Raw genomic sequence first — 13,742 nt, forward strand, 5'->3', positions numbered from 1 at the left:
CTCAAGCAGCTAGATACGACAGGTGACCTCAAATGAGGCGTCTTGCATGGCTTCTACACCTGCCTGAATGCCAGAACTGCGTTCGTACCGCCCATGGCGAAGGCGTTGCTCATGGCGACGCGCACCTTGCGCTCGCGCGGCACATTGGGTGTGATGTCGAGGTCGCAAGCGGGATCTGGCTCGCGATAGTTGGCGGTCGGCGGCACGACGTCCTCTTGGATTGCCATCACGCAGGCGATCATTTCAAGCGCGCTCGCTGCGCCGAGGCAATGCGCGTGCGTGGACTTGGTGGAAGAGATGGACATCGAATAAGCGTGGTTTCCAAACACACGCTTGATCGCCGCCGTTTCAGTCTGATCATTGCTTTTGGTACCGGTGCCGTGCGCGTTGAGGTAGTCGACGTCCTCGGCATTCAGCCCGGCATCGGCAAGGCAGGCGCGCATCGCCGACGCTGGCCCCTCGACAGATGGCGCGGCAATGTGGAAGGCATCGGCGGAAAGGCCGACGCCGGCGATCTCGGCAAGAATTGTGGCACCACGCCTCGTGGCATGCTCGTAGCTTTCCAGCACGGCCATGCCCGCACCCTCGCCCAGCACCAGGCCCTTCCTATCGGCGGAGAAGGGCCGGCAGGTATCGGGTGAAAGCACGCGCATTGCTTCCCATGCTTTCAGCACGCCCCATGCGAAGGGTGCGTCGCTGCCTCCGGAAACCATTACGTCGGCCCGGCCCAGCTTGATCTGGTCCACCGCCGAGGCGATCGCATGGTTGGCCGAGGCACATGCGGAGGTCACCCCGAAGACCGGCCCGCGCAAGCCGAGGCTCAAGCTCACCTGGCCGGCGGCGGCGCTTGGCATCGTTTTGGGTACAGCGAGGATGCCAACTCGCCTCGCGCCGTCCAAAAGGAGGGCCCGGTAAGTTTCCTCCATCACATCCCAGCCCAAGCCGCCGACGCCCACTGTCGCGCCGAAGCGATGGGCATTCCCCTCGTCGCAGGAAAGTCCGGCCTGCCGCATGGCTTCGCGCGCTGCAAGCACGGCGAGCAAGCTGAAGCGGGCCATGGAGACGAACTGCTTGCGATTGATGTCGTGCTGGGGCAGCGCCTTGATCTCAGCGCCGGTCATGCCCTCCAGGTCATGAAGCTCGGAATTGGCGATCGGGCCGATGGCGGAGCGGCCTTCGCGCATCTCTTTCCACATAGAGGCGGCGTCGGTGCCCAGTCCGCACAGGCCGCCCACTCCGGTGATAACGACGCGCCTGTCCATTCAAGCCTCCTTCGCAAGCAAGCCGCGGACGGCTTCCACGACGTCGCCGACATTCTTGAGATTGGACCAGGCATCGGCCGTGTTCATGTCGATCTTGATGCCGTAGGCCTGCTCCACATCCCAGAGGACGTCCGCCAAACCCAGCGAATCAAACCCGAGCGCGTCCAGTTCCGTGGCGATTGTTATCTCGCCGACGAATGACGTAGGCATTCCCTCACCGCTCTCCGACTCGGCGCGTTTCTTGATCAGGGCAATGACGTCCGTTGCGAATTGATCGGCCATTCTGTTTCCTGTCTTTCTTTCCCGCGTTTCGACCTGGACGCGGCTCAGTTCCTGAGGCGCGCCGCGTCGCGAAAGCCATCACGCTTGGGCAACTGACAAAGCCCAATGCTCATAAAGCCGGATCAGGTCCGGCCGGTGTGTGGCGTAGGTGCAGTATGACGATGTGAGCCGCTACACCGTGCGCGTCTCCCAGTCTGTCCATAGGCTCGGAAGAAGTCGGACCCGGTCAGTTGCAACTCCCTTTCCCAGCACTCCACTGCCCGGTAGAGCGCATGAAAAATCTCCTTTCGGGCGGTTTCTTAAGACGCTCGCCACGCCATGAGGCAGTGGGGGCATCGGTGTGCGTCAGGTGCTTCTGCCCATGCAGGATTCCAGAACATTGATGAAATCGTTTGTTTCGATGAAAGGCATCCACACTTTGGATAGTTGACCACGCGTTTCAAAGATCGTGAACTACATCTCGTCGTTGTGCTCGACGCACTCCCGACAGAGCGCAACCTCATGGGCGCGGCATGCAGGATTAACCGAGCCCAGCCGGTCATGAGTGCGGCCGGCGCTCGGCTGCTCGATTATTTGCGCGATAAGCTCGCGACCATGTCCGCGGAGGTATTCAAACTTAACGCTGCGTCCGGGAGCTCTTGCCCTCCAGTTCGCGACGCTCTCCCGCCCATCCAGTGCTCGTTTATTTCGTCGGATAGTTTGACCCGGCTCTACCGAATCGCCGCTTCAGGATCATTCTTCCCGATTTCGTCACGCTCGTATTTTCTGCCGCGTCCTACACCGATTGGGCGCGAACAAAACTGAGCGCCTTGGAACCCGAACCCGTGCGTCGTGACCGGGAGCATCCGGGGCGAACTCATCCGCTCGGGGGCATCGCATCACCGGACGGCGACAGGCACGGTCGACCGGCATCTCGGCATCGGCTGGGAATTCGTCCATGGTCTGCATTGGCGACGACGCTTCCTGAGGCCACGTAGCCCTTATGCCAAGCTGGGCGCCCGGTTTGCGGCATCCGTGCCTACCCTCTTCGGACCTCGTGGGTTCCAACCGGCGACGAGGCGTGCATAGGCGCCCTCGGCCTGCTCCACCCAGCGGCGCTCTTCTTCCCGGTGGCTCTTTATGTTGTAGGCGTGCGCTCCCTTTTGGCCGCGCACAGCCTTGCTCCCGGCCTTGAGTTCCACATCGCGCAAGCTTCTTGGCATGCAGGGAGGGTCGAGCCTACGCGTAACTCTCGCCCTTCTCAACAGATGACAGATCACGACAGAGAGTTTGCGTGCGGTTGCCACGGCCGCGACATGCTGTCCGCGCCGGGCTCGCACGCCGCAGGGAGAAGGCTCGCAACGGTCCGGGAGCACGAGCGGCCGCCCAGGCCGCCTCGACGAGCATGCCGCGCGCATGACCACGGCCCTGCTTGGTGATCCGCCCATGGTAGGCCGGACCTGGCCGGACTGCTGGACGCTTGGGTTCAACCCGAGATAGGTCACGAGCTTCTGCGGATCGTCGAAGCGCGACACGTCGCCGATCGCCGCCCTTCATCGCCAGCGCGACGGTGATGTCGACGCCGGGAATGGTCATCAGCCGCTTCACGCCTTCATCCTCGAGAGCCGAGCGGACAAGATCGCGTTCGATGACCTGGAGGTCTTCGCCCAATCGGTCGAACTCGCGCAGATGCCCATCGATCGCGAGGCGCTCGTCCTGCGGTACGACCTGCTCGATTACCAGGTCCGACCCTTGGCGCCGCACAGGTCGGCATGCGGGCAGGACGGATCAGGTGGCTATGAAGGATCGACTGGATGACGCTCTTCAATCGAGATCTCTGTCGGACAATCTGATTGCGCCGTGTCACCTGTCGACGCAGAGCCTGCGTCGGCTCGTCCGCAATCCAGACTTCTGGCAAGAAGCCGCTGGCATAGAGCTGCGCAAGAACGTCGGCGTCGATCGTCGTTTTGATCTTGGCATAGGCAACGATAAACACCTGTTTCGGCTTGGCGATCCCCACCTTCTTCACATGCGGCGCAATCACAGCTGCAGCGGACGTCGCGCTGCCGGTGGCCTCGATCACCCCGACATCGTTCGGCGACAGCTTCGCGGCGAACGCCGCCAGCAGATCGCGCCGCATGTCGACGCGGCCGAGTCGCCTGAGCCTGCCCTCCTCCCATGCCACTGCTTCGGCGAAGGCGCGGTGAATATCCAGTCCGATGATAAGCATGCCCGTTCCTCCTTCTTGGCTCGGTCAAAGACGGGAGCTGGCGGGCAACACGACATCTACTGATCCGCGCTCGCAGCGCATCCGGGAAAGTCGCCAGGGGCGGCCATGTAACGAGCTCGGGCTCTCAGCCCACGGTCTATTGACGGCCTGCCTGCACCTTTGTGCTCCCGGTGCCCCACGTCCCGGATGGGCTCACCATAAGGGCGTTCCAAAACAAGAACAGCAGGACGAGAAGACACCACAGATCACATACCGGATAGCGGCAAGGCCAAGCGCTTCGTTCAGATAGGCTTGCGCCAATGGGCTTAGGCCGAGCCTACAACAGCTCTCAAAAACGCTGCCGGACTGCTGCATTGGCTCGCCGATACAATTGGCACAGGCCTCACGGCAGCTTAGGATCAAACCGCCCATCAGTCGCCTCGGACTGGAAAGGTGCACCCTATTAGATTCCACGCCCAGCTAGGTCGGGGCCGCCGAAGACGCTGGTTGATAGCCCGGCGCCATCGGCCCGGCGTTTCAAACTGCCAATCTCTGACCTGCACAGTACGAACGATTGCTCGCTTCGGCAGATCACGCGGCTCATATGTCGGACCTTAACGTCATCCATCATAAACTTTTTGCGACAAAAGATTGCAAGAATGCTAAATTGTTAAAGTCGTTTGTTTCGGTTAAAGGCATCCATCCCATGGATGGCTGATGACATGCGTTTCAAAGGACTTGATCTAAATCTCCTCGTTGTGCTCGACGCACTCCTGACGGAGCGTAATCTCTCGGCGGCGGCACGCAGGATCAACCTGAGTCAGCCCGCCATGAGTGCGGCCGTCGCCCGACTGCGCGATTATTTCCGCGATGAACTGTTTACGATAAGAGGTCGCGAACGATTTCTAACCCCGCGTGCGGCAGCATTTGCCCCCGCAGTTCGCGACGCTCTCCAGCACATCCAGTGCTCGATTATTTCTTCGGATCCGTTTGACCCAGCTCGAGCCGATCGCCTCTTCAGGATCATTCTTTCCGATTTCGTCACGCTCGTGTTTTTCGAAAAGCTTGTGGAGCGTATTTCACGGGAAGCCCCCGCCGTCAGCTTCGAACTGCTGCCTGTCGACGATAGCCCCGATGAGCTTCTCCGGCGCGGTGACGTCGATTTTCTAATTCTACCGGATATGTTCACGTCGAGTGTGCATTCAAGCATTGCGCTGTTTGACGAGAAGCTCGTGTGCGTAGGCTGTCCCACAAACAAGCAGCTGCCACAGCAGCTTACATTCGAGAGATACATGTCGATGAGGCACGTCGCGGTCAGGTTCGGGCGTACGATGAAGCCGTCTATCGAGGAATGGTTTTTGCTTGAGCATGGCCTTAAGAGACGTGTCGAGGTCGCCGTGCAGGGCTTCAGCATGATTCCACCTATGGTGTCCGGCACAGCTCGTATAGCGACCATGCCCTTACGGCTGGTCAGGCATTTCGAAAAAACGTTCCCCCTGCGGGTTATCGAACTTCCGCTGCCATTTCCCACATTCACCGAGACCCTCCAATGGCCGGCCCTCCACAATAGCGATCCGGCAAGCATCTGGATGCGGGAGATAATGATACAGGAGGCATCTCGGATGGCTGCCCCGCTGTGAACCCTCGGAAAATTCAGGCGCACCTATAGTCACTACACCTGTCACCATCTACTTTGACGACAATAGCCCTCGCCGGATAAAGTCGATGCTGGCGGCAAGTGCGCCTGCGAGATCGTCCAGAGAATGGACTTCCTCGATCAGCTCGAACGAGAAAGGTCCCGCGTAGCCGCCATCCAGCAGCGCCTGAATCTGGCTGCCATTGTCGGAACCTGCAAGAAAGCGATCGGGGTAAATCCAGAAGGTCGGGTCGTTTACGCTTGAAATGTGCACCAGGCCGGTAAGCTCGCAGAACAGGCATGTCTCCCCGGCCAGGGTGTGGTGGAACGTGTCGTGCACGAGGCGAAAGACGGACTGGCCATCAACCGCGGCAACGGCCTCGGCCGCTTCCTTCTTTGATCGAAGCGAGCAGGTTCGGAAACCCAGCGGCTCGATGAGACCGATCAGACCCCGCGACTGGAGGATTGGCTTGATCTCGTTTAGAGCGAAACGAAGATTGTCCTGGCGCTCGCTATTGGTGGGCCACGAGCTGCGGTTGGCCGGCACCAACACGAGCGTCTCTGCCCCGCACGCCGTCGCATAATCGGCGAGGTTGCTTGCCTCGGCCTGACGCGTTGGAGTCCAGTCGTTGAACCGCTGCAAGGCGTTGACAGAGATGATCGTGACGCCCGCTTCGGTAGCGGCAAACCGAACGTCCGCAGCCGGAATGCCGCGTGCGACAGGATTGCTGAAATGAGGGTAACGGATTTGGACGTCGGTCAGGCCTTGGTCACGGGCAAGCGCGAAAAGCGCACTGACGTCAAGGCGGGGCGCCGCCATGTGATCGAGTGCAAAGCGGGGCGATACCTGGCGCATTGCTTGACTTTCCTTCCATGAAGCGCGGCTGCCATTTCGGCATCCGGCTTCTTTCAAGACGGAACCACGCCGGTTCACAGATCGGACAGAGACGGCCGAGTCAATCGAGCTTTCCTTTCATCGGTGAAAGGAAAATGGGCGCTCATGATAGAAATCCATCAAGGTCAAATATTTTCCGGAAGATAAATGTCGAACGGCAGAAATGTCTGCCCCGGGCTCTCCGCGACGCCGGCTTTGATGGCCCGCTCCATTGCCATTATCAGCTCCTGGCAAAGTCGGCGCATTGGCGTGCCGACCGCCATCGTCAAGATGTCATCCGCAAGCGCCCCACGTGACTGCGGCGTCATTTCACTCACGATCGCGACGAGATCCTGACCGCTCCCCTCTTCTCGGAGCGCGGAAATTGCTCCCTCTATACCCCCGCCGGCCATATAGAAGCCGACGAGCTCTGGTTCCCGCTGCATAAGATCCAGCAATTTTTCGTAAGTGAGCTGCCGTTCATCAAGGTTCACGAGCGGATCAAGCACCTCGAATTTGGGCGCGTTCTCACGAAAATAGGCACGAAAGGCCGTTTCCCGCGTCGCATGCGCCTGGAAGCGATGGCTTCCGACAAACACCGCCACCTTGCCGGGCCGTTTTGCGGCCTTGGAAAACACCCAAGCGGCAGTCCGTCCGACCTTGCTGTTGTTGAGGCCGATGTAGCCCTCGCGCACGCCATCGGCGAAGTCGGATAACAGCGAAAATACCGGGATACCTTTCGCCTTGAGCTCCTCGACTGATGCTGTGATTTTCGGGTGATCGGCCGCCACCATGGCGATCGCCTGGCAGCGGCTTCCAAGGTCCTTAAGAAGCGGGAGCAGGTCACGCGGCAAATGTGACTGCGCGAACTCGATGATCGGAAGGCCGTGGAAGGATTTAGCCATACTGACCGACTCTTCAATATTGCGAGCGAAATCTTGGTAAAAATCGTGGGCAGGTTTTCTCAAGATGAAGCCCAGCTTGTAGTGCGGCAGGTGCTGCTGCAAGCGCTGTTTGATGAGACCGGCAGCATGATAGCCGATCGCGTGCGCGGCCGCATGGACCCGCTGGGCGGTCTCCTCTCGCACCGGAAGGCGGACGTTCAGAACCCGATCGACTGTTGCTACGCTGACTCCGGCTTCGCGGGCGAGATCGGCAATTGTGACGCGCTTTCCCCTAGCGATTCTGATCGGCCGGTCCTCCGTCATCCGGTGCGATCCCGCGACGGCTTGGGGCGGCAAGCTGAAATAGTTACCACACCCCACGGTTGATAACGCATTCGACGAACAGCGCTCCATGCGGACCCAGATGAGTTTCCGTGAACCGTTCGTTTGCTTAGGGGCTTCATGGTGTTGTATTACTCTCCGCGTTAGTACACTATTTCCAGCGCTCTTTGGAGGCCGGCAATTCGACTGCTGTGAAGGCCGTGACTTACACGTCGCGCTATTGCTTGCTTGCGGGGAGCCCGTTTGATGTAACCCTAACCGCGGAAAGCGGCTTCCATCCGGGACTGGTCCAATTCGCCTTCCCAGCGAGCGACAACGAGCGATGCCACCGCATTACCGACTAAATTCGTCAGCGCGCGGCATTCCGACATGAAGCGGTCCACGCCAAGAATTAGAGCCATTCCGGCAACGGGAACACTCGGCACGACAGACAGAGTAGCGGCCAATGTGATGAAGCCGGCGCCGGTGACGCCTGCCGCACCCTTCGAGGAAAGCATCGCAATTAGCAGCAGGAGGATCTGATCGGCAATTGACAAATCTGTGTTCGTCGCCTGCGCGATGAAGAGGGCGGCGATCGTCATGTAGATATTGGTGCCGTCCAGATTGAATGAGTATCCAGTAGGGATGACGAGACTTACGACCGAACGCGCGGCGCCGGCCTTCTCCATCTTCTCCATGAGCGAGGGCAGCGCGGCCTCCGAGGAGGACGTTGCCAGGACAAGCAGCAGCTCGTCCTTGATGTAGCGGACAAGAGAAAAGATCGAGAAGCCGTTGCAGCGGCAGACCACGCCGAGAACCCCGAACACGAAGAGGAAGGCGGTCAGATAGAACGTCGCGACCAGTATCGCGAGGTTGGCCACCGAACCGATTCCGTATTTGCCGATCGTAAAGGCCATAGCGCCGAAGGCGCCGATGGGTGCAGCCTTCATCAGAATGCCGACGAGCTTAAAAATGGGGGCGGTGAGCGCCTGGAGAAAGGTAACGACCGGCCTGCTCGTCTCTCCGGTCATCGCCAGAGCAATGCCGAACAAGACCGAGAAGAACAAGACTTGCAGGATGTCGCCTTCCGCGAAGGCACTGGCAATCGTTGACGGGATGATGTTCATCAGGAAGCTGGTCACGGACTGCTCGTGAGCCGTGGCCACATAGCCCTTAACGGCTTCGACATCGAGCGAGGCCGGATCGATGTTGAGGCCGGCGCCAGGCTGAACGATATTCGCGACAATCAGCCCGACAACGAGTGCAAGCGTCGAGAAGGTAAGGAAATAAACCATCGCCTTGGCGGCAACTCGGCCGACCTTCTGCAGATCGCTCATGCCGGCAATGCCGGTCGCAATTGTCAGGAAGATGACAGGTGCGATAATCATCTTGATGACTTTGATGAAGGCATCGCCGAGCGGCTTCAGGCTTTGGCCGGTTTCCGGATAGAGGTAGCCAATTGCGGCTCCAAGGACCATGGCGGCAAGTACCTGCACGTAGGTCCGGGCAAAATGGCGCTTGCGGGGCGCTGCGATCGCGCGGGGGACTCTTGGAACCAACATCGTTTCTCTCTCCCTGACCGGATCGGGGTGGGGGCTCCTCCTTCTCCCATGCTGCGCTCCGGTCGAGCGCTGCTGTCATCTCGGAGCAAGCGCCGTGCCAACTGGACGCCTGTCCCGTCCAGCGAGATTGGTGCAGTTGCGCACTGGAACCCTCCACCTTGCCGGAATTCTGCACTCGAGGCTCGCCAAAGATCGCGTCTGAGGAAGTGCTTCATCAGAGAGGGAATTGACCAGGTCGCCTTGCGCCCGTGCCCTTTGATGTTCGCCGCAGATCGACTGCCGGTTGCCTTGGTGACTTTGGTTTGTCAGTTTTGGAACGGAATGCGCGCAAACTGCAGGATATCCTACACGCCCATCAGAGCACGCGGTACAAGCGATTAAGCGTAGGAGCGCATTGAATCTCCGAGGTCAAAAAATCTTGAATAAGGTCCGCGTGCGAAGTGAATCCGCAACTCGTCAAAGTTCTCCACCGTTTGATCAAGCGGTCGCGTTTCCTGGCGCTGCAAGATGGCGTTATCTGATGGCTCAAGCGCTGGAACGCCCAGGAAATCCCAAACCGCTCCCAAGCATTGGGCAGGTTCGTGAAGTAGGCTCTCGTATTCCATTACAAGCAGGTTGGTCGACGTGAAGGAGTCCATAACGCGAGCGTGAAAATCGTCGGCGGCTTTGAAATAAGCCTCACAGTCGGCGATTGACAACCTGACGCTCGGTGGCCGAGCGGTATCGTTGTCCGAGCTGAACTTCAGCCACTGACCGCTTTCCCTGGCCTGCACAAAGGATCGGAGCGATTCCAATACGTTTCGGCGAACAACGAGGATGACCTTGAGTGCTGGCCAACGAGCTAATTCCGCAAAGAATGCTGGACGCTCGCGAAACTGAGGTTCATTGATCTTGCAGCCAAGATGCGTCACATTCTTGTAGTCGCGCATAGGGCAGCGCACATAGGCAAGCTCAAGAAGCTCGCGATCCGTGCCTAGCAGGCGATCCGTGCTGGGCCAATTGGGATCATATTCGTTTAGCAACTCACCGTTACTCAGAACGGTCGGATGCTCGTTTAGCAATTCTTCTAAATAGTGTGTTCCGGTCCTTGGCATAGCAAGGATCACAAAAGGCTCAGGAGTTGGTTCGTTGTGGGTCATTGCATGTGTATCCAACTAAATAATGGCCGCGACGGTCTGGGGACGCGCACAAGAAGCTTGGCTGCTATCGCTTGAACGCTCCGGGTGGGTCCGCGCGCCTCACCACCCAGCCTGTACTCCGAGGTGTGGTCGCGAAGATGGGCGCGTGCCTGCAGCGGCTGGGTGGCGCCCGGCTTCGGCGTTGTTGTACCACTCGCGATTCCTGGCACACGCATGCCTCCGGGCCGCTGGGGGCAGTTTGCAATCCGGCATTGCGGACCTCCTTCTCGTTGATGGGCGTAGGTAAGCGTCAACGCATTAGTCGTCGATGAAACAGTCCAGCCGACAGAAAAAAAGGCAATACAGCGAACATGCAAAGTGCGCCTATATGCAGCCCTACATTGTCGCCCAGGCGGCCGAGCATCACCGGACGGATTAGATCGATAGAATTCGCCAGCGGCGAGAAGGCCGCAATCTGCTGAAACACTCCTGGCAATTGGCCGACTGGAAAAACCGCGCCCGAAAGGAACAGCATGGGTGTGATGACAAGCGTCTGATAGAAAATAAAATAGTGATAACTGGGCGCGAGCGCGATGACGAGCATGGCCAGGCTCGCAAAGGCGAACCCGGTGAGAGCGATGACCGGCAGCACGTAGAGAACCGACGTCCACGCGGCATAACCTAGCGCGGCGGCAACAATCGCAATTGTCGTACCGGCCAGAAAGGCCTTTGTGGCTGCCCAGGTCAATTCACCGAGAACGATGTCGCCGAGGGTAAGTTGTGTGTGCAGGATTGCTTCCCAAGTGCCCTGATCGCGCATTCGACCGAAAACCGCGTAAATTGTTTCGAAGGTTGATGCTGTCATCGCGCTCGTCGCAACCATGCCGGCTGCCAGAAAGGCGATGTAGGATGCACCTTCGATGCGGCCTACCAACAGTCCAAGGCCAGTGCCGAGCCCGAAAAGGTAAATCATCGGATCAGCAAGGGTGCCGAGCATTGAAGCAAATGCCACCTTCTTCCATGCCAGATGATTGCGGCGCCACACCGCGATCCAGTTCCAGGCGTTGGCGGGTAGAGCGGCCGCAAAACGTTCACCCATTGCTCACTTCTCCATCTCACGTCCGGTTAACCTCAAGAAAACGTCCTCCAGACTGGGTGGACGCTCTAGAATACGCAGACCCGCTCGACCGCGAAGCTGGATGCGCACATCCTCCGGCTCAGGCGCATAGCAAAAGAGCGTCTCGCCGCTTACCTCGACACGCTGAACGTACGGTCTGATCAGCGAAATCAGCTCCTGTGGATTGCCGCCGAAGATCTCGATCACGTTGCACCCAATGTACTCGTCGATCAGCGCATGAGGACTGCCCTCGGCGATCTTGCGTCCCCGCTCGAGAACACACAGCCGATCACAAAGCCGCTCAGCCTCTTCCATGAAATGGGTGGTCAAAATGATCGTTTTTCCGCTCGCCAGCAGGAAACGAAGTCGCTCCCAGATCAGATGGCGGGCATGCGGGTCGAGGCCGGTCGTGGGCTCATCCATCACAAGCAACTGGGGGTCGTTGATCAGAGCACGTGCCAGCGTCAGGCGCCGCTTCATCCCGCCGGATAGCAGGCCGACACGTGAATCCGCCTTGCTCTCAAGGCGAGCGAACTCGAGGAGCCGTGGGATGACGGCGTTGATCTCTCTTGTACTCATGCCGAAGTAGCGCCCGAACACCAACAGGTTCTCGCGTACCGTAAATTCCAGGTCGAGATTGTCGAACTGCGGGACCACGCCTATGCCCTTGCGGGCCAAGCGGCTGCGTGCCGGCACTGGTAGACCGAGGACTGTTATATCACCCGCGTCAGGCCGGGTCATACCGAGGAGCATACGCGCAATCGTGCTCTTGCCTGCGCCGTTCGGCCCCAGCAGACCGAAGCACTCTCCCGATGCAACGGTGAAGGACAGCCCGTCCACAACGAGCTTGTTTCCGAATAATTTGGTTACGCCGGTAAGGTCGATTGCTACATTGGACATGCGTCTATCTCAAGCGGAATGAGTCCGATTGGCCACCGGCAGCTTACTTGCGAATTCTGGTTCAGAGCAGGCCACCGCCTTGAGATGGCACCTTTGGAAAGTCGCGGCCGGAGCGACGCGTGTATCGCTTCCGCCAAAGAATAACGTCAAGATGCCACGTGTCGCTTCCAGATAGTTCCCGTTCTGACCATAGGTAACTCGAAAGCTTCACCCCGTGTCGACTGACACAACTTACTCGGTCACTCGGCGCTGCAAGGCCGTCAGACTTCACCAGCTGTGAGCGAAAGATCTGCAGTATGAAGTGACTCCGCAATTCCAGAATTGCCCGCAGCATTTGCTCCGGCAAGCGGCATCGCGCTTGTGATTTCCTTTGTGCTCCTGTTGGGCAGGGGAACACTTTTACGCGACAGCCAATCGCTATTGCTCAATGTACACAGGGCGTAAGCCTTCAAGGGGATCAACAGGAATATCCTGATTAACGCGTGCATTGAATAGCCGATGAATCGAAGCTGCCGAGTGCGGAAAGATAACACCGTAGATCTGATTATGGTCATCGTGACAATAGCCAGCACCGTCCACCAATTTACTGTATGTGAAAATAGTAGCTCACCGAGCGCCGTTACTACCGCGATGCCGAGCAACAATGGGCCGAGATTCTCTCCCATCACATCCAAAGTTAGATAGCGATCCAGGCCACGCAGTAGACCTCGCGCAAGCATCGTGTCCCGGAAGGTGCTTCGTGCCCAGCGGAGTTGTTGGCGCAAATAAGGTCCCATCTTGTCCGGAACGACTGTCGCCGCGACGGCACCTGGAACGTACTCGGTTCGAAAGCCTGCTTTCAGCATGAGGATCGTAAGATGACGGTCTTCACCGAAGTCGCTTGGTTTCCCCCTGAACAGCTGCGTCTCGTATTGATCCAGCAGAGAAAGGAGACAAGACCGGCGGTACATTGCACATGGGCCGCAGCAGCACATGACCGCACCAAAGCGACCTTGCGCCGCGCGCTCCTCATTGCAAGCCAGCCAGTATTCCATATCGATCAATCGGGTCAACCAAGTGTCGCTGCGGTTGTATGCCGTCAGCTGGCCCATGGCCGCTCCGACCATGGAATCCCGCATTTTTACTGCAAGCTTTGTGATGACGTCGGACGCAAGTGTCGTGTCAGAGTCGACGCTGAGCACGAAATCTCCAGATGAGCGGCGGATGGCGGCGATCTGCGCCTTGCGTTTGCCAACATTCTCGCGGAGCAGAATGAAATTGAATCTCGGGTCGCCCTCGTAGGCGTGATGTACCGGGATGACGGCATTACGATTTCCAGAACCGTCGTCAACCAGATAGACCTGAAATGTTCCGGCGTAATCTTGATTTGCAATGGAAGCTAAACACGCCGCGAGTGTGCGCGGGTCCTCATTGTAGCAGGGGATAATGACATCCACGCTCGGCCAACGGTCGGATCCGAACAAGCTTTCCGACGGCGGCGTAACATTTTCCGGTTGGGAGTAGACCGCTTGCATGCCTCTGTAAACAGTCGAGAGCACCGCATAAGACGAAACGGCAACAGTACTGGCTGTGGTGAGAAGGTCCATAGGATCTCTGTT

Annotated in this window: 11 protein-coding genes and 1 pseudogene; 1 reads left to right on the forward strand and 11 read right to left on the reverse strand. The window is 58.6% G+C overall.

Annotated elements, in window-relative coordinates; translation table 11 throughout:
• Positions 1-53 precede the first annotated feature (53 nt).
• The 4 genes and pseudogenes from EN851_RS19925 to EN851_RS37855 form a co-directional block, all read right to left on the reverse strand.
• On the reverse strand, positions 54-1,262 hold the full coding sequence (locus tag EN851_RS19925) for a beta-ketoacyl-[acyl-carrier-protein] synthase family protein (RefSeq protein WP_126057636.1): 1,209 nt from the start codon (positions 1,260-1,262) through the stop codon (positions 54-56).
• The gene (locus EN851_RS19930) at positions 1,263-1,544 is read right to left on the reverse strand and encodes an acyl carrier protein (protein WP_126057635.1); all 282 of its coding nucleotides are present in this window, start codon (positions 1,542-1,544) and stop codon (positions 1,263-1,265) included.
• A 1,218-nt stretch (positions 1,545-2,762) separates the two neighbouring features.
• Entirely contained in the window at positions 2,763-3,287 is a 525-nt protein-coding gene (locus EN851_RS37850; RefSeq protein ID WP_245265439.1) for a transposase, read from the reverse strand.
• A 91-nt stretch (positions 3,288-3,378) separates the two neighbouring features.
• A pseudogene (locus tag EN851_RS37855) lies at positions 3,379-3,753 on the reverse strand (IS110 family transposase); the annotation flags it as partial.
• Between the two features lie 701 nt (positions 3,754-4,454).
• Here EN851_RS37855 and EN851_RS19940 point away from each other — a divergent pair.
• Entirely contained in the window at positions 4,455-5,372 is a 918-nt protein-coding gene (locus EN851_RS19940; RefSeq protein ID WP_024505887.1) for a LysR family transcriptional regulator, read from the forward strand.
• Positions 5,373-5,420: 48 nt separating this feature from the next.
• Here the strand turns inward: EN851_RS19940 and EN851_RS19945 are convergent, their stop codons facing one another.
• From EN851_RS19945 to nodC, 7 genes are all read right to left on the reverse strand, one after another.
• On the reverse strand, positions 5,421-6,224 hold the full coding sequence (locus tag EN851_RS19945) for a TIM barrel protein (RefSeq protein ID WP_024505888.1): 804 nt from the start codon (positions 6,222-6,224) through the stop codon (positions 5,421-5,423).
• Positions 6,225-6,388: 164 nt separating this feature from the next.
• A complete protein-coding gene (locus EN851_RS19950; protein ID WP_024505889.1) occupies positions 6,389-7,450 on the reverse strand; it encodes a LacI family DNA-binding transcriptional regulator in 1,062 nt (353 codons plus the stop codon).
• 272 nt (positions 7,451-7,722) lie between these two features.
• Positions 7,723-9,009, reverse strand: a complete 1,287-nt coding sequence (locus EN851_RS19955) for a dicarboxylate/amino acid:cation symporter (protein WP_126063813.1) — start codon at positions 9,007-9,009, stop codon at positions 7,723-7,725.
• Between the two features lie 377 nt (positions 9,010-9,386).
• Positions 9,387-10,148, reverse strand: coding sequence for a sulfotransferase (locus EN851_RS19960; protein ID WP_024505871.1), 762 nt, complete (start codon positions 10,146-10,148; stop codon positions 9,387-9,389).
• A gap of 289 nt (positions 10,149-10,437) precedes the next feature.
• Positions 10,438-11,226 carry an ABC transporter permease gene (locus tag EN851_RS19965; RefSeq protein WP_029356621.1) on the reverse strand — a complete coding sequence of 263 codons (789 nt, stop codon included), beginning with the start codon at positions 11,224-11,226 and terminating at the stop codon, positions 10,438-10,440.
• Between the two features lie 3 nt (positions 11,227-11,229).
• The gene (gene nodI, locus EN851_RS19970; protein ID WP_024505873.1) at positions 11,230-12,144 is read right to left on the reverse strand and encodes a nodulation factor ABC transporter ATP-binding protein NodI; all 915 of its coding nucleotides are present in this window, start codon (positions 12,142-12,144) and stop codon (positions 11,230-11,232) included.
• A gap of 260 nt (positions 12,145-12,404) precedes the next feature.
• Entirely contained in the window at positions 12,405-13,730 is a 1,326-nt protein-coding gene (gene nodC / locus EN851_RS19975; RefSeq protein ID WP_032899868.1) for a chitooligosaccharide synthase NodC, read from the reverse strand.
• Between the last annotated feature and the right edge of the window lie 12 nt (positions 13,731-13,742).

The sequence above is a fragment of the Mesorhizobium sp. M8A.F.Ca.ET.208.01.1.1 genome (genome assembly GCF_004791315.1).
Classification (GTDB): Bacteria; Pseudomonadota; Alphaproteobacteria; order Rhizobiales; family Rhizobiaceae; genus Mesorhizobium.

Coding starts and splice junctions, on each gene's coding strand:
- EN851_RS19925 (WP_126057636.1), bottom strand. CDS start 1,262: ATGGACAGGCGCGTCGTTATCACCGGAGTGGGCGGCCTGTGCGGACTG.
- EN851_RS19930 (WP_126057635.1), bottom strand. CDS start 1,544: ATGGCCGATCAATTCGCAACGGACGTCATTGCCCTGATCAAGAAACGC.
- EN851_RS19940 (WP_024505887.1), top strand. CDS start 4,455: ATGCGTTTCAAAGGACTTGATCTAAATCTCCTCGTTGTGCTCGACGCA.
- EN851_RS19945 (WP_024505888.1), bottom strand. CDS start 6,224: ATGCGCCAGGTATCGCCCCGCTTTGCACTCGATCACATGGCGGCGCCC.
- EN851_RS19950 (WP_024505889.1), bottom strand. CDS start 7,450: ATGACGGAGGACCGGCCGATCAGAATCGCTAGGGGAAAGCGCGTCACA.
- EN851_RS19955 (WP_126063813.1), bottom strand. CDS start 9,009: ATGTTGGTTCCAAGAGTCCCCCGCGCGATCGCAGCGCCCCGCAAGCGC.
- EN851_RS19960 (WP_024505871.1), bottom strand. CDS start 10,148: ATGACCCACAACGAACCAACTCCTGAGCCTTTTGTGATCCTTGCTATG.
- EN851_RS19965 (WP_029356621.1), bottom strand. CDS start 11,226: ATGGGTGAACGTTTTGCGGCCGCTCTACCCGCCAACGCCTGGAACTGG.
- nodI (WP_024505873.1), bottom strand. CDS start 12,144: ATGTCCAATGTAGCAATCGACCTTACCGGCGTAACCAAATTATTCGGA.
- nodC (WP_032899868.1), bottom strand. CDS start 13,730: ATGGACCTTCTCACCACAGCCAGTACTGTTGCCGTTTCGTCTTATGCG.